Below are 18,981 nucleotides of genomic sequence, written 5' to 3'. Positions count from 1 at the left end.
GAACGACCGCCGGCCCGGAACCCCGAGGGGTTCCGGGCCGGCGGCCTGTGGTGGGTGTGTTCCGCGAGCCTTCTATGGTTCGAGCATGAGCAGTTCGTGTCGGCTGCGCTCGCGCACGGCCCACCAGCACGGCAGATAGACCACCGCCGGCACACCGGCCACCAGGATCGACCACGTCGGGCAGGCCATCAGTATCGCCACCAGCGCGACGAACACGTGGATCAGGCCCACCGCGGCCGCACGTCCCAGCGCGCCGGTGCCGCGCCGCAGCGCGTCGCGCACTCCGACCACGCCGAAACCGCACATCACGGCGATGCCCGCGCACAACACCGACGCGACCAGCAGCAGATCGCCCAGCCCCTCCAGGCTCTTGCGGTCGTCGCGCACCGCGAACGACATCACCGCCAGGGTGCCCGCGCCCACGCTCATCAGCAGTGTCTCGACGGCCAACGCGATCAGCAGCGTGCGGAGAAAACCGATCCGACGACTTCCCCTCATTGTTCCCCCGAAATGACGTTTTGCCCCCCGTTTGATGCGCCCCCGAACCGGTTCCGCAACAGGGGTGGCACCCTACGCCTTCGGACGATGCCACACGGAATCGCGTTCCCGACGGCGGTATCCGTAACGAGTCCGGCACGAAACGCCGAGGCCGCGAGGCGGTTGCCCGGAAGTCACCGGGCCGCCCCGCGGCCGTCGCGCACCGGTCGACTACTTCACGGCGCCCGCCATCACGCCCTGCACGAAGTAGCGCTGGAAGCCGAAGAACACGAGCACCGGGACGATCAGCGACAGGAACGCGCCGGGGGCCAGCACGTCGATGTTGGCGCCGAACGCCCGGGACTGCGACTGCAGGGCCACCGTCAGCGGCGCCGATTCGGTGTCCGCGTAGATCAGCGCGATCAGCATGTCGTTCCACACCCACAGGAACTGGAAGATGCCGAGCGAGGCGATCGCGGGCAGCCCCAGCGGCAGGATGACCCGGAAGAAGATGGTCAGATCCGTACCGCCGTCCATCCGCGCGGCCTCGAGCAGATCGCGCGGAATGCCCGCGAAGTAGTTGCGGAGCAGGAACACCGCGAACGGCAGGCCGAAGGCGACGTGGAAGAGCACCACCCCGGTGATCGTGCCGAAGAGCCCGGTGTCCCCGTACAACTTCGAGATCGGGATCAGCGCCACCTGCACCGGCACCACGAGCAGCCCGACCACGACCAGGAACAGCCAGTCCCGACCGGGGAATTCCAGCCAGGCGAAGGCGTAGGCGGCGAGCGAACCGATCAGGATCACCAGCAGCGTGCTGGGCACGGTGATCCAGATCGTGTTGAGGAACGCCCGGGTCATGTCCTTGTTGTCGAGCAGCTTGTCGTAGTTCGAGAAGGTCAGGTCGCTCGGCTTGCCGAGCACCTTCCACCACCCGGACTTGCTCATCTCCTGCGGATCGCGCAGCGAGGACACCAGCAGGCCGAACGTGGGCATCAGCCAAAACAGCGCGATCAGTGCCAGCAGGACCGCCGCCAGGCCGCCGCCGGTGCGGCCGACGATCCGCGAGGCGAGGCCGCGCTTGATCCCCATCTCCGGTCGTTGCGGCGGGGCGGGCTTCGTCAGGTCGGGGGCCGCGGGCGCGCTCACCGGTTCTCCCTTCGGAAGCGACGGATGTTGAACAACATCGCCGGCAGCACCAGCAGGAACAGCAGGATGCCGATGGCACTGCCCAGGCCCTGGTTGTTGCCGCCGCCGAAGGAGGCGATGTACATCTGCAGGGCCAGGACGTTGGCCTCCTTCTGCGACGAGCCCAGCGAGATGATGTACACCAGGTCGAAGATCTTCAGCACGTTGATCACCAGGGTGACCATCACCACCACGAGCACCGGCGCGAGCAGCGGGATGGTGACCCGGCGGAAGACCTGCCACTCGGTCGCGCCGTCCACCCGGGCCGCCTCCAGCGCGTCCCGGGGGATCGCGGCCAGGCCCGCGGCGATCAGCACCATCGCGAAGCCGGCCCACATCCAGATGTAGGCGCCGATGATCGCGGCGGTGATCAGGTTCGGCCCGAGCCAGTCGTAGCCGGCGAACGACTTGGCGAAGTTGGACGCGGCCAGGCGCAGTTGCACCGGGCCGTCCTTGGCGGCGGACGCGGGCAGGGTGAACGAGCCGTCCTTGCCGGTGGTCGCGCTCGCGACGGTGTGTCCGCCCCGGACCGCCTCCACCTTCACGCCCGGCAGCCCCTTCTCGCCCGGGTCGACCACGCCGGGTTTGCCGGCGTTGCCCTTGCTGAAGTCGACCCAGACCACACCACCCAGGCCGCCGGCGGGCGGCACGCCGGGCCGGGCGTTCTGCGCGTCGCCGGGGATCTTGTTCGCGGGCAGCGCCACCAGCGGCAGCAGCGCGGTGCCGTCGGCCGCGGTGCCGGCCTTGGTCACGAAGCCGCCGCCCTGGGGGGTGAGTACGGCGTCGTTGCGCGGCCGGGCGCCGGGATAGGGCGCGCCCTCGCTGAACACGTCGTGCACGCTGGTCAGCACCGCGTTGGCCACACCCTGGTCCGGGTCGCGGTCGTACACCAGCCGAAAGGTGATGCCGGCGGCCAGCATGGACACCGCCATCGGCATGAACACGATCAGCTTGAACGCGGTGGCGAAGCGCACCCGTTCGGTGAGCACCGCGAAGACCAGGCCGAGCGCGGTGACCGCGGCGGGCACCACCAGGACCCAGATCAGGTTGTTCTTCAGCGCGGTGAACGTGTTGTCGTCGGTGAACAGTTCCTTGTAGTTGTCGATCCCCACGAAGTCCGACCAGCCGTCCGCGCCGAACAGGCTGCGGATCAGCGACCACACGATCGGATAGGCGACCAGGACGGCGAGCATGACGACGGCCGGCAGCAGGAACAGCCAGCCGAGCAGGGTGCCCGAACCGAGCCCGCGCGTCTCGCGCGCGGGCGTCGGCTTTGTCTTCTCGGGCACCGCGACCTGTGCGGGTGCCTTGTCACTCATGGCCGTCGATCACCCGGCCGAGTAGGCCTTGGCGGCGTCCGCCTCCAGCTTGGCCTGCGCCCCCGCGACATCGGAGGGATTGCGCAGGAAGTCCTGGAGGTCGCGCCACTCGCCTTCGCCCTTGGTGCCGCCGAACGCAGCCGGCGCCTGGTCGGAGAGGTCGAAGCGGAAGTCCTCGCCCGCCGCGATCAGGTTCTTCGCGATCCCGCGCGTGGTGTCGTCGCGGTAGGCCGCGAAGTCCAGGTTCTTGTTCGGCGAGAGGTAACCGCCCTGCTGCGCCCACACCTTGGCCGCGTCCGGCGAGGCCAGATACTTCAGCAGCGCCTGGGCGCCGGGGGAGTCCTTCATCGCCACCGCCACGTCGCCGCCGGTGACCACCGGCGCCTTGCCGGTGCCGACCGCGGGGAAGCCGAAGAACTTCGCGTCGGCGCCGATCTTGGCCTTGGTGTCCTTGATGATGTTGGTGCCGATGAAGTCGCCGCCCGCGATCATGCCCGCCTTCGGCGGATCGCCGAACGCCTGCGGTACGGACGCGGGGAACTCGGTCTGGAGCACGCCGCCGGAGCCGCCGGGGAACCAGTCGCTCTTGCCGAAGACCTGGGCCAGCGTCTCCAGCGCGGTCTTCACCGAGGGGTCGGTCCACGGGATCTTGTGCTTGGCCAGTTGGTCGTACTTCTCCGGGCCCGCCTGGCTCAGGTAGATGTTCTCGAACCAGTCGGTGAGCACCCAGCCGTCGGCGCCGCCGATCGCGAACGGCGGTGTGCCCGAGTCGGAGATCAGGCCCGCGTTCTTGAGCAGGTCGTCCCAGGTCTTCGCCTCGGTCGCGCCGGCGTTCTCGTAGACCTTGGCGTTGTACCAGATCAGCGACTTGTTGGCGCCCTTGTAGTACACGCCGTAGAGCTTGTCCTGGTAGGAGCCGAGCTTTTGCCACTGGCCGGAGAAGTTGGCCTGCACGCTCTGCTGGACGTCCGGCGCGAGCGGCTTGATCCAGCCCTTTTGCGCGAACTGCTGGAGTACGCCGGGCTGGGCCAGGAACGCCACGTCCGGCGGCGCGTTGCCCTCGACCCGCTGGCCCAGGAACGTGGAGGCGCTGTCGCCGGTGGGGATGAACTCGGTCTTGGCCCCCGTACGCTTCTCGAAGTCGGCGAGCACCTTCTTGAACGCGGCCTGTTCGTCACCGGTCCACACCGCCGCGACGCTCACCGTGGTGCCGTCGAGCCTGGGTACCGGCGCACCGCCGCCGCTCGGCGTCGAGTCGCTCTTCTTGTCCTTGCCGTCGCCGTCGTCGCTGCAGGCCGCGAGACCCATGGCGAGCATCGAGGCGACCGCCAAGGCGCCCACAAGCCGCTTCACGCATCCTCCGTAATGGACAGACCCGTCTCCGGGTCGAAGAAGTGCAGCCGGTCGGTCGCCACCCGCATCACCACGCCCGCGCCCTCGCGGGCGCTGGTGCGCGGGCCGAAGCGGGCCACGAGTTCGGAGTGCGCCGCGTCCGGATCGGGCACCTGTTCCTCCGCGCCGACGTCGCGCGCCAGCTCCTGGACGTCCTCGGTCACCGCCGGCGGCGCGTCCACGCTCACGTGGACCAGCACCTCGGAACCCATCGCCTCGACCAGGTCGGCCTCGGCCCGCAACACCGCGCCCGGCGCGGGCTCGGCGCCCTCCAGGGCGGCGTCGTGCAGGTCCTCGGGCCGAATGCCGACGATCAGCGACCGCCCGGCGTATCCGGCCAGGGCCGGCCGGGCGGCGAGCACCTCGGCGGGCACGGACAACCGCTGACTGCCCACGCCCACCGCGAAGTCGCCCGCCTTGTCGCGGGTCAACTCGCCGGTGAGCAGGTTCATCGCGGGCGAGCCGATGAAGCCCGCCACGAACAGGTTGACCGGGTGGTCGTACAACTCCTGGGGTGGCGCGACCTGCTGGAGCACCCCCTTCTTCATCACCGCGACCCGATCGCCGAGCGTCATCGCCTCGGTCTGATCGTGCGTCACATACAGCGTGGTGACGCCGAGTTCGCGGGTCAGCCGGGCGATCTGGGCGCGCATCTGCACGCGTAGCTTCGCGTCGAGATTGGACAGCGGTTCGTCCATCAGGAACGCCTGGGGCTCACGCACGATCGCCCGGCCCATCGCCACCCGTTGCCGCTGTCCGCCGGAGAGTTGACGCGGTTTGCGGCCCAGGTGCTCGGCCAGTCCCAGCGTCCGCGCCGCCCGGTCGACCCGCTCGCGGATCTCCGCCTTGGGCAATTTCCGCAATCTGAGCCCGAATCCGATGTTGTCCCGCACGTTCAGATGCGGATACAGGGCGTAGCTCTGGAACACCATCGCCACGTCCCGATCCCGCGAGGGGATCCGGTTGACCACCCGATCCCCGATGCTGACCGTGCCCTCGCTGATCTCCTCCAGGCCGGCCACCATGCGTAACGCGGTGGTCTTGCCACATCCGGACGGACCGACCAATACCAGGAACTCCCCGTCCGCAACGGTCAGATCGAGCGAGGTGACCGCTCTCGTACCGTCGGTGTAAACCTTTCCGACCCCATCCAGAACCACTTCCGCCACGAATTTCCCCCGAGGGTGGACAGATGTCGCCTTCCGATGTCCTGTCGTACGCCTGGTGTGGCGTTCGCCACAAGCCCTGCCCCACGCAACGAGCCTTATTCGTGACTTTCGATCATCAGTGCGTAATGGGGGGACGGATGCCGGTCGCGCTCCGTATGCTGACCGTGCCGCGACTGGCGTACACGTGGAATGACCACGGGGGAGCGGTGGTTCCGCCGACGAGGTGTCGTCCGCCTGGGCACCCGGCTCACATCTCGTTGTGAACCGAGCCGGAGGAATGATGGACCGTCATGTCGAACTCGGCCGTACCGACCCGGAGATCGCCTCGCTCGTGCGGGCCGAGGAGGCCTTGCAGCAGGACACGCTGCGGCTGATCCCGAGTGAGAACTACGTCTCCGCCGCCGTGTTGGAGGCGACCGGGACGGTGCTCACCAACAAGTATTCCGAGGGGTATCCCGGCCGGCGCTACTACGAGGGCCAGCAAAACGTCGACCCGATCGAGAACATCGCGCGCGAGCGGGCGAAGTCGCTGTTCGGCGTGGAGCACGCCAACGTGCAGCCCTACTCGGGCTCGCCGGCCAACCTCGCGGTCTACCTCGCCTTCGCCCGGCCCGGCGACACGGTGCTGGGCATGGCGCTGCCGAGCGGCGGACACCTCACGCACGGCTGGGGCGTGTCCGCGACCGGGACGTGGTTTCGGGGCGTGCGCTACGGGGTGCGCGCGGACACCGGGCGCACCGACCTCGACGAGGTGCGCGACGTGGCCCTGCGGGAGCGGCCGAGGCTGATCTTCTGCGGCGGTACGGCCGTGCCGCGCACGGTGGACTTCGCCGCGTTCGCGGAGATCGCCCGCGAGGTGGACGCGATCCTGGTCGCGGACGTGGCGCACATCGCCGGGCTGATCGCGGCCGGTGTGCACCCCTCGCCGGTCCCGCACGTGGACGTGGTGTCCACCACCACGCACAAGACGCTGCGGGGTCCGCGCGGGGCGATGCTGATGTGTCGCGCCGAGCATGCCAAGGCGATCGACAAGGCGGTCTTCCCGGGCCTGCAAGGGGGGCCGCACAACCACACCACGGCGGCGATCGCGGTCGCGTTGCGCGAGGCGGCGACGGAGGACTTCCGGGCCTATGCGCGGCAGGTGGTGGCGAACGCACGGCGACTGGGGGAGGAACTGGCCGCGCGCGGATTCGAGTTGGTCTCGGGCGGGACGGACACGCACCTGCTCCTGGTGGATCTGACGCGGCGCGGGGTGCCGGGCAAGGTCGCGGCACGGGCGCTGGATCGGGCGGGGATCGTGGTCAACTACAACACGGTGCCCTTCGATACCCGGTCGCCGTTCGATCCGTCGGGGATTCGGTTGGGGACGCCGGCGCTCACGTCGCGTGGCGTGGGGGTGGAGGACATGGCGTTGGTCGCCGGGTGGATCGATCGGGTGGTCGGGGGGTCGGAGGGCGAGGAGTCTCGCGTGCGGGGTGAGGTGCGGGAGTTTTTGGGGCGGTTTCCGGCGCCTGGGTTGGCTGTGTAGTCGGTGGGCTTGGGTTGGGTTACCCGCCCGCTCCACCTGTGGCGTTTTGGTGTTCGGGCTGCGGGTTACCGCGTTCGGGGCGGCGATTCGGCCTGTGGGGGTTGGTGGCTGCCGGGCTTGTGGCTACCGGGCCTTTTGGGTCAGGTGCAAAGGGGCTCTGGGCCATAGGCGCGATTGCAACGGGGTGCCCAGTTGTTCGGCGGCGCGGCGGACCGCGCCGGTGAGCAGGGCCAGGTCGGTGGGGCCGTTGCCGCCGCCGACCGGGGTGGGGCGGCGGGCCAGGCGGTTGCCCATCTCCTGCCACTCCTGGCGCACGACGGTGGGGCGCAGGGTTGCCGTGCGCGGCATTCGGCCGGTCACCCGGCCGCCCTGGAAGGGGATCACCGCGCCGTCGCGGCCGCGCACGAAACCCCGGCCCGGGTAGTCCTCGTCCACGCCCGCCGCGTCCTCGACGTCGATCAGCACGCGGGAGGACTGCGGATCGTCCACGCGCAGGGCGATCCGCAGTTCGGCGCCCGCCGCGGCCTCGATCTCCAGGCTCCGGGCGGGCCGACCCGTGGTCACCAGCAGGTGTACGCCGTGCGCGCCGCCGCGGTGGGCCACGTCGGCCAGGCCCTTGACGCACCCCGGGTACGTCTCGGCCAGCAGGTCTATGTCGTCCACCGCCACCACCAGCCGGGGCAGCGCCCCGCCCGGGCCCGTCCGGTACGCCTCGAACGAGGTGCCGCGCAGCAGCCCCTCGCGGCGGTCCAACTCCTCGCGCACGGCGGCGATCGCGTCGCCCGTGGCCGAGACGTCGGCGTCGGCCGGCGAGCCCACCACATGCGGCAGGTCGGACAGCCCCTCGGGGCCCCGGACCAGCGCGATGGCCAACTCGTCGGGCCGGTTCGCCACCGCGAGCGAACACAACACGGAGGCCAACAACTCGGAGCGGCCCGAGCGGGCGGCCCCGCCGATCACCACGTGCGGGCCCTCGGTGGACAGGTCGACGGTGATCGCCCCGCGCGCGTCCGAACCCAGCACCGCGCGCGGAGAGTGGCCCGCCTCGCGCCAGCCCGCGAGCAGCTTGGCGGGGGTGAGCAGATCCAGGTTGAGCAGGTCGAGCAGGCGGACCGACTCGGGCAGCGGCGAGGTGACCCGGCGGGTGGCCTCGCGCAACGGGGCCAGCGCGCGGGCGAAGCGGTCCGCCCACGCGGAGGACACCGCGTCGGCGACCACGTCGGTCAATCGGCGCGTGCCCGGTCCGATCAGGTCGATGCGGGTGCCCACCTCGCCGGTGACGTGGGCCACCGCCGAGCACTGCGCCGGCAGGTCCTCGGCCCGCTCGTCCAGGCACAGCGCGTGTACGCCGGCCGCGGGGCCCTCGACCAGGAGCCGGACGATCTCCGGCCGGGCGGCCAGTCGGCCGGCGCCGTCGAGCACGACCACGGTGCGTCGGACCGGCACCCGCTCGGCGGTGTCGATGCGATCGAGCAGCTCGCCGGCGCGGGCCAGCACCTGCTCCGGGCCCAGGCCGACCAGGAGCCGGCAGTCCTGGCCCTCGCCCGGCCGCAGATGCGGCAACCAGCGGGCCCAGGACCAGTCGGCGGCGGTGGCGCCGTCGGCGCACAGCACGACCAGTTCGACGTCCTGCGGCCCGTGCAGCCCGGCGAGTTGGGCGACCACCGAGCGGGCCAGACCGAGCAGCCGAAGCCGCGGCCCGGCCAGGCCGAGGACGGTGTCCTCGAGCGAGACGGTGACCGGTACGGAGAACGCGGTCAACCTGCGCTCCGCGCCCTCGCCGGCCGAGGTCGGCGGCTCCACCAGGGTCACCCGCGACGGCAGGTCGCCGACCCCCAGGCGCACGCTCAGCGCCTCCGGGTGGCCGGCCGCGCGCTCCCACAACCGGCCCACCGGACCCGGCTCGCCGGTGGCCAGCGCGTCGAGCAGCAGCGTGGCCGGGTCGGGCGACCGGTCGCGGCGCCAGCGCACCTCGTCGAGCAGCGCCGAGCGGGCCGCCGCCTCGATCGTCTCGCGCTCGGTCCCGCCGGCCCGGCGGCGCAGCGCGAACGGGCGCCGCCGCCCCGGTGCCTCCTCGGGCAGTTCGAAACGGGCCCGGGCGGGCACCGGCAACTGCGCGCGGGCGACCCGGCGGACCTCGATGTGGCCGGTGCCGTCGGCTCGCGCCGGGGCGCCGGAGGCATCGTCGGGCGAGCCGTAGGGCTGGGGCAGGAACGTCTGCAGGGTGGACTCGCCGACCCGCAGCAGCGATCCCGGCGGCAGGTCTACCGGCTCGCGCCCGACCGGCATGCCGTCCACGGTGGTGCCGTTGGTCGAGTCGAGGTCGGCGACCCGGATGCGACCGGGCTCTATCCACAGTTCGGCGTGCAGCCGGGACAGGTCGGGATCGCCCAGCCGCACCTCGGCCTCGGGCGCGCGGCCGATCCGTACCCCGCCCTGGTGCAGCAGGTGCACGCCGCCCGCGTCCGGCCCGCCGACCACCCGCAGTTGCGCGGACCCGGCGGAGGGGGAGGGAGAGCCGAGCGCGTCGACGGTGATCAGGGCGCCGTCCACCAGGGGTGGTCGGCCCACGGGGGTGTCGTCGCGCAGCCGCACGTCGCCCACCCAAAAACGTTGGCCGTCGGTGCCGGAGGCGGTCCGCAGCGCGCCCGCGATCCCCGCGAAGGTCGTTCCGGACGGCGCGGTGACGAGCACGTCGGCGCCCGGTCCGGTCCGCTGCGGTCCGTGCACGGTGAGCCGGATCTGCATGCGCGCCCTCCCTCCTCCGAGCAGAAAACAAGAGGCATCCTCGCACCCACGACCGTCATGTCGCCCACGGCCGGACGGACGAAGGTTCTTGTCCGAATTTCGACCGCAAACGACCGGGTCGCCGGCGAATCGCCCGAACACGGGAGCGGCCCCGACCCCATCGCGCCGACCCCCCGACGTCGACCCCGTGTCGAGTATCCGCCGAGAACCCGATCGGACAAGGTTCGACCCGGCCGGCCGAACCGTACCTGCGGTCGATGCGTCCGTACCTGAGTACCACCTAGGGTGGGAGGCAACCCGGCACCACCGCCCAGGTGGCGGACAGGACAGTGGGGAGCGGCGTGGACCGGCCGGTCGGCAGCAAATATCTGCTCCAGGAGACTCTGGGGCGCGGAGCCAGTGGCACCGTCTGGCGCGCGAGCGTGCGCGACTCCGGCGAGGTGGTCGCGGTCAAGGTGCTGCGCGAGGAGTTGGGTACCGACCCGGACGTGGTCACCCGCTTCCTGCGCGAGCGCTCACTGCTGCTCAACCTGCGCCACCCCAACCTCGTACACGTGCGCGACCTCGTCGTCGAGGGCGAGACGCTCGCCCTGGTGATGGACCTGATCGACGGTCCCGACCTGCGCACCTACCTGCGCGACAACGGCCCGCTCCCGGCCGCCCCCGCGGCGCTGACGATGGCTCAGATCTGCGACGCGTTGAGCGTGACACACGCCGACGGCGTGATACACCGCGACCTGAAACCGGCCAACATCATGCTGGCCCGCAACGGCGACTCGCTCTACCCGATGCTGACCGACTTCGGCATCGCCCGGCTCGCCGACTCGCCCGCGCTCACCCGCACCCACGAACTCGTCGGCACCCCCAGCTACGTGGCCCCGGAGACCGCCGAGGGCCGCCCGCTCACCCCCGCCGTGGACGTCTACGCGGCGGGCGTGGTGCTCTACGAACTGGTCGCCGGACACCCGCCGTTCCGCGACACCAACCCGATCGCGCTGCTGCACCACCACCTGACCGAGATCCCGGCGCGGCCGGCGGGCATGCCCGACGCCTACTGGCTGATCACCGAGCGCTGTCTGGCCAAGCAGCCCGAGGTGCGGCCCGACGCGGCGGGTCTCGGCCGCGCGTTGCGGATGGCCGCCGACGTGGTCTCCGGCGCGCGACCCGACGACGGCTCGATCGCACAGGTGCTGGCCGCGAGCGCGTTCGGCGCCCGAGCCGGTGGCGGTGGGGCCGCCGACGCCACCCGCGCGCTCCCGCAGACCCGGGCCGGCTACCCGAGCGCGCCGACCACCCCGCCGCCGACGCCGCCCGTACCGCCCGCGTCGCCGAACGCGACCCGGGTGATGAGCACGCAGCCGCCCGGCTACCCGCAACCGCAACAACCGCCGCCCACGCGGCAACAACCGGCCCAGCAGGCCCCGCATCACCCGCCGCCCGCCTACGCCGAGCCGATGCAGCACGGCCGGCCCGGCCCGCCCGCGCAGGCCGATCCCGGCCCGCCGCCGCCCCCACCGCCGCCGTCGCGCTACCGCCGCGACGAGGCGGCCGAACATGAGCCCCGGCGCCGACCGCGCGCCGTGCGCGAGCCCGACGAGCCCAGGGAGCGCGAGCCGCGCGACCGCCGCGAACGCGAGCCGCGCCGGCGGCGGTTCCGACTCACCAGCATCCCCGGCGTGGGCTGCGGCGTCGGCTGCCTGCTGCGGCTGGTGATCATCGCCGCGGTCCTGTTCGCCGTCTACTGGTTCAGCCCGCTGCACGACTGGGTGAACTCCGCCATCGACACCTTCGATACCGTTCGAGGCTGGTACGACGACGTCAAGGACTTCGTCACCGGCAACGACGGCGGCGACAAGGGCGACGGCAGCGGCGGTGGCGGCAAGAACTGACGCGAAGTCATCCCCCGGTCGCCCACGTCGAGGACGGCCTCGTACACGCCGTCCTGCCCGACGGTCCCCGCATTCGGGGGTCGGCCGCGTAGGGTGCGGTCGGGGAAGTCCGCTGTGAGCACCACGCTCGCTGGGTCCACGGAGCTGCTTTGGCACGCAAGATCGGTAGCCGATACGTCGCCCTGAAGGTGCTCGGGCGCGGCGCCAGCGGGACCGTCTGGCAGGGCGAGGGCCCCGAGGGACCCGTCGCGATCAAGCTGCTGCGCGAAGACCTCGCGTCCGACCAGGTGTTGGTCGCCCGCTTCGTGCAGGAGCGCACCGCGCTGACCAGCCTCGACCACCCCAACATCGTGGGCGTGCACGACCTGGTCGTCGACGGCACCGACCTCGCCCTGGTGATGGACCTGGTGATCGGCCCCGACCTGCGGGCCCGGCTGGAGCGTGAACGGGTACTCACCCCGCGCCTGGCCGCCGCGATCGTCGCCGACGTCGCCGACGGCCTCTCCGCCGCACACGCGGAAGGGGTGATCCACCGCGACGTCAAGCCCGAGAACATCCTGATCGACACCTCGGGCGGGGTCTCCCGGGCCCGACTCACCGACTTCGGCATCGCCCGCCTGGTCGACGCGCCGCGCCGTACCCGGGCCACCCGGATCATCGGCACGCCCGACTACCTGGCCCCCGAGATCATCGAGGGCCTGCAACCGACGGCCGCGGTGGACGTGTACGCGCTGGCCACCGTCCTGTACGAACTGCTCACCGGCTGGACGCCGTTCGGCGGCGGACACCCCGGCGCGGTGCTGCGCCGCCACGTCACCGAACCGGTGCCCGGCATCCCCGGCCTGCCCGACCCGCTCGCCGCAGTGCTCGCGTCGTGCCTGTCCAAGGCGCCCGCCGCGCGGCTGACCGCCCGCGAGTTCGGCGAGCGGCTGCGCTCGGCCCTGCCCGCGCTGATCGGCCTGCCCGCGTTCGACGTACCCGACCCCAACGGCACCGCGGGCCGCCAGGACACCCCCGTGCCGCGCCCGGCCGGCGTGGTCCCGCTGGTCTCCGGCATCTCCGAGGCCGCCGACGGCAGCCGGGACACGCACACCAACCTGACCCGCCCGGTGTTCGAGGAGGCGGTCCCGGTGCAGTCGCACCGGCGCGGCAAACCGGCGCGCGGCGGCCGGCGCCGGTGGGTCGCGGTGCTCGGCGGCGTGCTGGCCGTGGTCGTGATCGGCGCGGGCGCGATGTGGTTGGGCAGGGACGACGACAACCCGGCCCGCCCCGCCGGACAAAGCGCCGGATCGCCCACCGACACCGCGCCCGGACCGACCCGCGGCTCCGAGGGACCGGCCCCGCAGCGGGCCCCCGGCAGCTATGCGTGGGCCGCGTTCGCACCGCTGCCCGCCGCGCCCGTGCTGCTCCAGGGCGGCCCCGCCGCGGCCCGGGTCGACGCGGACCGCAGCTACCTCGTGCAGCGCGACGGCGACGGCGGACTCTGGTACGTCTCCGGCGACGGCGTGCGCTGGGGCGAATGGCGCAGGCTGCCCACCTTCCGCACCACCGACGACCCGGCGGCGGTGGCCACCGGACCCGGCCGGATGGACGTGTTCGCCGTCGGCGCGAGCGACAAGCTGCTGTATCGCGCCACGTTCGCCGACGGCCGCTTCGGCGAGTGGACCAGGACGGACGCCAAGACCAGGCTCACCGGCGCGCCCGCGGCGGTGGCCACCGGCGACCGGATCGACATCGTGGCCCGCACCGCGAGCGACGGCCTGGCCGCCGGGTCGCTCACCGGCGGCGGCTGGAGCGGCTTCACCACGGTGCCCAGCGCGGGCCGGATCGAGGCGGCGCCGGCGCTGACCGCGAGCGGCCCCGGCACGCTGGACGCCTTCGTGGTGCGCGCGGGCGACCACGCGGTGCTGCACATCACCAGCGTCGACGGCACCTGGCGCGAGCCGGAGCGGGTCAACCTGGCCGCGTCCGCGCGCCCGGCCGCCGCCTGGAGCCAGGCCCGGGGCCTGGTCGTGCTGGCCCGGGACGGCAACGGGCGACTGCTCGGCGCGGTGCCCGGCGAGGGCGGCTGGCGGCCGGTCGACCCGAACACCGCCAGCGCCGACGCCCCCGCCGCGGCGGCCGTCGGCGCCGACCGGGTCGACGTGTACGTCCGTGCCGACAACGGCCGCCTGCAAGGCGCTGCGTCGACCCCCGACACGGGCTGAGTCCCGAGTCGGGCCGCCGTCCACTTAGGATGGGTGCGTGGCTGCCGTTGATCCTTCCGAAGAGCTCAAGTCCGTCGAGTCGACCATGGGGTCGATCGAGGCCGTCCTCGACCTCGACAAGATGCGGGCCGACGTGGCCGCTCTCAACGAGAAGGCGGCGGCGCCGGATCTGTGGGACGACCCCGAGGCCGCGCAGAAGGTGACCAGCCGGCTGTCGTTCCTCCAGGGCGAACTGCGCCGGGTCGAGGACCTGCGCCGCCGGATCGACGACGTGAACGTCCTGTTCGAGCTGGCCGAGGCCGAGGACGACGCGGACACCCGCGCCGAGGCCGAGAGCGAGCTCGCGGCGGTGCACAAGGCGGTCGGCGAACTCGAGGTCCGCACCCTGCTGTCCGGCGAATACGACGCGCGCGAGGCGCTGGTGACCATCCGCTCCGAGGCCGGTGGTGTGGACGCCGCCGACTTCGCCGAGATGTTGCTGCGGATGTACACGCGCTGGGCCGAGCGGCACGGCTACCCGACCGAGGTCTACGACACCTCCTACGCCGAGGAGGCCGGCATCAAGTCGGCCACCTTCGCGGTCAAGGTGCCCTACGCCTACGGCACGCTGTCCGTCGAGCAGGGCACGCACCGCCTGGTGCGCATCTCGCCGTTCGACAACCAGGGCCGCCGACAGACCTCGTTCGCGGGCGTCGAGGTGTTGCCGGTGGTCGAGCAGAGCGACCGGGTCGACATCGACGAGTCCGAACTGCGGGTCGACGTCTACCGTTCCTCCGGTCCCGGCGGCCAGGGCGTCAACACCACCGACTCGGCGGTGCGCATCACGCACATCCCGACCGGCATCGTGGTGTCCTGCCAGAACGAGCGCTCGCAGATCCAGAACCGCGCCTCCGCGATGGCGGTGCTCTCCGCCAAGCTGCTGGAGCGGCAGCGCCAGGAGGAGCAGGCCCGGATGAACGCGCTCAAGGGCGAGGGCTCGTCCTGGGGCAACCAGATGCGCTCCTACGTCCTGCACCCGTACCAGATGGTCAAGGACCTGCGCACCGAATTCGAGGTCGGCAATCCGCAGTCGGTGCTCGACGGCGAGATCGACGGCTTCATCGAGGCGGGTATCCGCTGGCGCAAAACCCAGCAGACCGCCGCCGCGTAGCCGAGACCGGCCGCCGGAAATTCCGGTGAACAAGTCGATATCACGGCCCGGGACGCCCACGATTCGGTGGGGGTTCCGGGCCGTGTGGCGTTGCGCTTTCGCGCCGATTTTCGCGGCGAATCGGAATTAACCCCCGCAACCCTCTCCGAACGCCCTTGACGCGGCATCCGCCCGGTTACCAGTCTGAACAGCGGCATTACCGCGACGCATCCGATCAGGGGAGTCCGAAGCGCATCGACAGATGGCACGGACGCGCGTCGGGTGATGCCCAACGGCGTTTGGGACCCCACCCGCGCCGGCGCGGATACGGGGATCTCATCCAACTGGGGGTTAATTGATGTCAACCAAAATGCGCGTCCGGACGGCTCGGATGGCCGCCGCTGCGCTGTTCGCGGCGGGCGCGTCCTTCGCGGTCGCCGGCGTGGCGAGCGCGACGGACGGCGGTTCGCCGGACGACGGGTGCGAGCAGACGCACACGTGCCCGGGTGGTCCGGGCGGTACCTCGACGGGTACTTCGACCGGCACGTCGACGGGCACCTCCACCGGCACGTCGACCGGTACGTCCACGGGTACCTCGACCGGTACCTCGGCGGGCACGTCCACCGGCACCTCGACCGGCACCTCGACGGGGACCTCCACGGGGACCTCCACCGGTACGTCGACGGGTACCTCGACCGGTACTTCGACGGGAACGTCCGCGGGCACCTCGACGGGTACCTCGACCGGCACGTCCACGGGCACCTCCACCGGCACGTCGGCCGGTACCTCCACGGGTACCTCGACCGGCACGTCGACCGGCACGTCGACCGGTACCTCCACCGGCACCTCGACCGGTACCTCCACCGGTACTTCGGCCGGTACGTCGACGGGTACCTCGACCGGGACCTCGACGGGTACGTCCACCGGCACCTCGACGGGCACCTCGACCGGTACTTCGACAGGCACGTCGGCCGGTACCTCCACGGGTACCTCGACCGGCACCTCGACCGGTACGTCCTCGGGCACCTCGGCCGGTACCTCGACGGGCACGTCGTCGGGCACCTCGGCCGGGACCACCAAGGGCAACTCGGGCGGCTCGGGCAACACCAGCAAGGGCAACTCGGGCGGCAGCACCGGTGGCAACACCTGTGACGCCACGCACGCCTCCGGCGGGCTGGACCTGAACTGCGGCGGCGACGGGAACACCCGGACGAGCAGCGGCAACGACCAGCAGAACGCCCCCGTCCGCGACTTCGGCGGCGGCGACACCGCGCCGGCGCAGCAGGCCGCGAAGAAGGAACTGGCCGAGACCGGTTCCGGCGCCAACATGGCGTTCCTGATCGTCGGCGGTGCCGCGATGGCGGCCGGTGGCTTCACCTTCACCGTGCTCCCCGCGCGGCTTCGGCGCCGCCAGCAGGCCCCCGCGGCCTGAGTCGAAGACTTGTGCCCCGGCGCGGCGGTGCCGGGGCACTGAATCCGCCGTCCCGGCGTTCCGAGCCGGGCGCACCGCGGTCATCGCGAGTGCGTCTGTGAAACGGTCGGCCCGGAACCGGGGGCGGTGGGCGGCACCCGCGGTACGCGGTCGGGCCCTGTGCCCGGCCCGAGAACGGGGCGCCCGCTCGGATCGGTCCGCGCCGGACAGCTGCCGGCAAGGGCGGGTTCGGGTTCCGGAAGCCGCGGAGCGCCGCTGCACAGCGCGAAGGCCCTGGGGGCACCCAGGGCCTTCGTCGTGTCCGGTCTCGGCTGTTGCCGGGGTCTCTCCCGGCCGCCGGCGCGCTCGGGGCGGCTCAGCCGCCCACGCGGGCCAGCAGCAGCGCACACGCCAGGACGAGCAGGGCGAGTGCCGCCACCATCGCGGGGTTGATCCCGCCGGAGCCCCTGAGGCGTTCGCGACTGGCTCGACACGTCGGGCAACGACCCTCCGTGACCAGTCCGGCGCAGTTCGCACACACCAGGCGGTCCAAGGTCATCTCGACTCCTCCGCCTCGATTGCTCCGCTATCACGCATCGATACACATAACGCTCACGACGCGGCGGGAAGTTCCCGTCACCCTCCACTGTGCCGCTTACACTCACGGAATGGCCATGCCCGACGACCACTCCGTTCGAGCCTGGGCGCCCGGCTCCCGACGGTGTGGTCCCTTGGCCTCCTCTGTGCCCCCAGCTGCATGCCCTGCCCCCTACACTGGCGCACCGTGATGCAACCGTGATCCGATTCGACAACGTCAGCAAGACCTACCCGAAGCAGCCGCGCCCCGCGTTGCACGACGTCTCCCTCGAAGTGGAGAAGGGTGAGTTCGTCTTCCTCGTCGGGTCCTCGGGCTCGGGTAAGTCCACCTTCCTGCGGCTGGTCCTCAAGGAGGAACGGCCGTCCCTGGGCAACATCTTCGTGGCGGGCAAGGACCTCGGCCGACTGTCCAACTGGAAGGTGCCCGCGCTGCGCCGCCAGGTGGGCACGGTCTTCCAGGACTTCCGCCTGCTGCCGAACAAGACGGTGTACCAGAACGTCGCGTTCGCGCTCGAGGTGATCGGCAAGCCTCGGGGCACGATCCGCAAGGTGGTACCGGAGGTTCTGGACCTGGTGGGGCTGGGCGGCAAGGAGGAGCGCATGCCCGGCGAGCTGTCCGGTGGTGAGCAGCAGCGGGTGGCGATCGCCCGGGCCTTCGTGAACCGGCCGATGATCCTGATCGCCGACGAACCCACCGGCAACCTCGACCCGCAGAACAGCGTCGGCATCATGAAGCTGCTCGACCGGATCAACCGGACGGGCACCACGATCCTGATGGCCACGCACGACCAGGCGATCGTGGACCAGATGCGCAAGCGCGTCATCGAGCTGGAGCAGGGCCGACTCGTCCGCGACCAGTCTCGCGGCGTGTACGGCTACCAGCACTGATCCACCGGACCACCCCGGCGCGGCAGTCCGGCCGCGCCCCTAGCGACTAGGACATCATGCGCGCCCAGTTCGTCCTCTCGGAGATCGGAGTCGGTCTCCGCCGGAACCTGACCATGACGATCGCGGTGATCGTCAGTGTCGCGCTGTCCCTCACGCTGGCCGGAGCGGGTCTGCTGCTGCGGGTTCAGGTGAACGAGATGAAGGACTTCTGGTACGACCGGGTCGAGGTCTCGATCTTCCTGTGCGGCAAGAGCGACCACGGGCCCGGTTGCGAGGGCGGCGAGGTCTCGAACGAGCAGCGCGAGGGGTTCCGCGCGGAACTCAGCCGGATGCCGCTCGTGGAGAAGACCTACTACGAGACCAAGCAGGAAGCGTTCCAGCACTTCAAGGAGCAGAACAAGGAATCGCCGATCTCCGGCAGCGTGACCGCCGATCAGCTGCCGGAGTCCTTCCGGGTCAAATTGAAGGACCCGACCAAGTACCAGGTGGTGGCGAGCGCGTTCCAGGGGCGTCCGGGCGTGCAGTCCGTCCAGGACCAGCGCAAGATCCTGGAGCCGTTCTTCAAACTGCTGAAGAACGCGCAATGGGCGGCGCTCGGGGTGATGGTCTTCATGCTCCTGGTGGCGATCCTGCTGATCGTCAACACCGCCCGGGTGTCCGCGTTCAGCCGCCGTCGGGAAACCGGGATCATGCGCCTGGTCGGCGCGTCGAACCTGTACATCCAATTGCCGTTCATCATGGAATCCGCGATCGCCGGGTTGCTGGGCGGTCTGATGGCGACCGGGTTGTTGAGCGCCGGGTTCTACTTCGGCGTGAAACAGGGGCTCGGTCAGCAGTTCAGCGCGTTCGATCTGATCGGCTGGGGTCCGGTGTTGATGACCCTGCCGTGGCTGATCGTGTTCGGCGCGGTGATGTCGGCGATCGCGTCGTTCTTCACCCTGCTGAAATACCTCAAGGTCTGAGCACCGGGCGAACACCGGGTACCCGGAGCGGCCCGAGAGCCCCGCAGCGCCACGGCGCGGCGGGGCTCTCGAACGTC

Annotated in this window: 14 protein-coding genes and 1 riboswitch; of the genes, 6 read left to right on the top strand and 8 right to left on the bottom strand. The window is 71.4% G+C overall.

Annotated elements, in window-relative coordinates:
- Positions 1 to 72: 72 nt before the first annotated feature.
- From ACWGR4_RS14195 to ACWGR4_RS14175, 5 genes are all read right to left on the bottom strand, one after another.
- Positions 73 to 498, bottom strand: coding sequence for a hypothetical protein (locus tag ACWGR4_RS14195; protein ID WP_380002693.1), 426 nt, complete (start codon positions 496 to 498; stop codon positions 73 to 75).
- Positions 499 to 708: 210 nt separating this feature from the next.
- Complete coding sequence (locus ACWGR4_RS14190; protein WP_380003143.1) at positions 709 to 1,569, bottom strand: carbohydrate ABC transporter permease; 861 nt, start codon at positions 1,567 to 1,569, stop codon at positions 709 to 711.
- Positions 1,570 to 1,622: 53 nt separating this feature from the next.
- Positions 1,623 to 2,984 (bottom strand): ABC transporter permease, encoded by a 1,362-nt coding sequence (locus tag ACWGR4_RS14185; RefSeq protein ID WP_380002694.1) that lies wholly within the window; start codon positions 2,982 to 2,984, stop codon positions 1,623 to 1,625.
- A 9-nt stretch (positions 2,985 to 2,993) separates the two neighbouring features.
- On the bottom strand, positions 2,994 to 4,337 hold the full coding sequence (locus ACWGR4_RS14180) for an ABC transporter substrate-binding protein (protein WP_380002695.1): 1,344 nt from the start codon (positions 4,335 to 4,337) through the stop codon (positions 2,994 to 2,996).
- Positions 4,334 to 5,545 carry an ABC transporter ATP-binding protein gene (locus tag ACWGR4_RS14175; protein ID WP_380002696.1) on the bottom strand — a complete coding sequence of 404 codons (1,212 nt, stop codon included), beginning with the start codon at positions 5,543 to 5,545 and terminating at the stop codon, positions 4,334 to 4,336. Before ACWGR4_RS14175 ends, ACWGR4_RS14180 begins: the two co-directional genes overlap by 4 nt.
- A gap of 159 nt (positions 5,546 to 5,704) precedes the next feature.
- A riboswitch (ZMP/ZTP riboswitch) is annotated at positions 5,705 to 5,792 on the top strand.
- 30 nt (positions 5,793 to 5,822) lie between these two features.
- Here ACWGR4_RS14175 and ACWGR4_RS14170 point away from each other — a divergent pair.
- Positions 5,823 to 7,073 (top strand): serine hydroxymethyltransferase, encoded by a 1,251-nt coding sequence (locus tag ACWGR4_RS14170; RefSeq protein WP_380002697.1) that lies wholly within the window; start codon positions 5,823 to 5,825, stop codon positions 7,071 to 7,073.
- Between the two features lie 123 nt (positions 7,074 to 7,196).
- Here the strand turns inward: ACWGR4_RS14170 and ACWGR4_RS14165 are convergent, their stop codons facing one another.
- Complete coding sequence (locus tag ACWGR4_RS14165; RefSeq protein ID WP_452130000.1) at positions 7,197 to 9,821, bottom strand: FHA domain-containing protein; 2,625 nt, start codon at positions 9,819 to 9,821, stop codon at positions 7,197 to 7,199.
- Between the two features lie 314 nt (positions 9,822 to 10,135).
- Here ACWGR4_RS14165 and ACWGR4_RS14160 point away from each other — a divergent pair, with 314 nt between their 5' ends.
- The 3 genes from ACWGR4_RS14160 to prfB all read left to right on the top strand — a co-directional run bounded on the left by ACWGR4_RS14160 (position 10,136) and on the right by prfB (position 15,067).
- Positions 10,136 to 11,710, top strand: a complete 1,575-nt coding sequence (locus ACWGR4_RS14160; protein WP_380002699.1) for a serine/threonine-protein kinase — start codon at positions 10,136 to 10,138, stop codon at positions 11,708 to 11,710.
- A 149-nt stretch (positions 11,711 to 11,859) separates the two neighbouring features.
- Positions 11,860 to 13,917 (top strand): protein kinase domain-containing protein, encoded by a 2,058-nt coding sequence (locus ACWGR4_RS14155; protein WP_452129999.1) that lies wholly within the window; start codon positions 11,860 to 11,862, stop codon positions 13,915 to 13,917.
- A 37-nt stretch (positions 13,918 to 13,954) separates the two neighbouring features.
- Positions 13,955 to 15,067, top strand: a complete 1,113-nt coding sequence (gene prfB, locus ACWGR4_RS14150) for a peptide chain release factor 2 (protein ID WP_126643607.1) — start codon at positions 13,955 to 13,957, stop codon at positions 15,065 to 15,067.
- A gap of 330 nt (positions 15,068 to 15,397) precedes the next feature.
- On the opposite strand, the gene ACWGR4_RS14145 is transcribed toward prfB, so the two are convergent.
- Together ACWGR4_RS14145 and ACWGR4_RS14140 are read right to left on the bottom strand one after the other, a co-directional pair.
- Positions 15,398 to 16,375 (bottom strand): hypothetical protein, encoded by a 978-nt coding sequence (locus ACWGR4_RS14145; RefSeq protein ID WP_452129998.1) that lies wholly within the window; start codon positions 16,373 to 16,375, stop codon positions 15,398 to 15,400.
- Between the two features lie 458 nt (positions 16,376 to 16,833).
- Positions 16,834 to 17,016 carry a hypothetical protein gene (locus ACWGR4_RS14140; protein WP_380002701.1) on the bottom strand — a complete coding sequence of 61 codons (183 nt, stop codon included), beginning with the start codon at positions 17,014 to 17,016 and terminating at the stop codon, positions 16,834 to 16,836.
- 236 nt (positions 17,017 to 17,252) lie between these two features.
- On the opposite strand from ACWGR4_RS14140, the gene ftsE reads away from it, so the two are divergent.
- Positions 17,253 to 17,942, top strand: a complete 690-nt coding sequence (ftsE, locus tag ACWGR4_RS14135; RefSeq protein ID WP_078977036.1) for a cell division ATP-binding protein FtsE — start codon at positions 17,253 to 17,255, stop codon at positions 17,940 to 17,942.
- A gap of 56 nt (positions 17,943 to 17,998) precedes the next feature.
- The gene (gene ftsX / locus ACWGR4_RS14130; RefSeq protein ID WP_078977037.1) at positions 17,999 to 18,904 is read left to right on the top strand and encodes a permease-like cell division protein FtsX; all 906 of its coding nucleotides are present in this window, start codon (positions 17,999 to 18,001) and stop codon (positions 18,902 to 18,904) included.
- The last annotated feature ends 77 nt before the right edge of the window (positions 18,905 to 18,981 follow it).

The sequence above is a fragment of the Embleya sp. NPDC055664 genome (genome assembly GCF_053618075.1).
This window is presented reverse-complemented; position numbering and strand designations above follow the sequence as displayed.

What these genes read in the sequence shown, in the direction of transcription:
- ACWGR4_RS14195 (WP_380002693.1), bottom strand. Translation starts at nt 498, where the DNA reads ATGAGGGGAAGTCGTCGGATCGGTTTTCTCCGCACGCTGCTGATCGCG.
- ACWGR4_RS14190 (WP_380003143.1), bottom strand. Translation starts at nt 1,569, where the DNA reads ATGGGGATCAAGCGCGGCCTCGCCTCGCGGATCGTCGGCCGCACCGGC.
- ACWGR4_RS14185 (WP_380002694.1), bottom strand. Translation starts at nt 2,984, where the DNA reads ATGAGTGACAAGGCACCCGCACAGGTCGCGGTGCCCGAGAAGACAAAG.
- ACWGR4_RS14170 (WP_380002697.1), top strand. Translation starts at nt 5,823, where the DNA reads ATGATGGACCGTCATGTCGAACTCGGCCGTACCGACCCGGAGATCGCC.
- ACWGR4_RS14165 (WP_452130000.1), bottom strand. Translation starts at nt 9,821, where the DNA reads ATGCAGATCCGGCTCACCGTGCACGGACCGCAGCGGACCGGACCGGGC.
- ACWGR4_RS14145 (WP_452129998.1), bottom strand. Translation starts at nt 16,375, where the DNA reads ATGTTGGCGCCGGAACCGGTCTCGGCCAGTTCCTTCTTCGCGGCCTGC.
- ACWGR4_RS14140 (WP_380002701.1), bottom strand. Translation starts at nt 17,016, where the DNA reads ATGACCTTGGACCGCCTGGTGTGTGCGAACTGCGCCGGACTGGTCACG.
- ftsX (WP_078977037.1), top strand. Translation starts at nt 17,999, where the DNA reads ATGCGCGCCCAGTTCGTCCTCTCGGAGATCGGAGTCGGTCTCCGCCGG.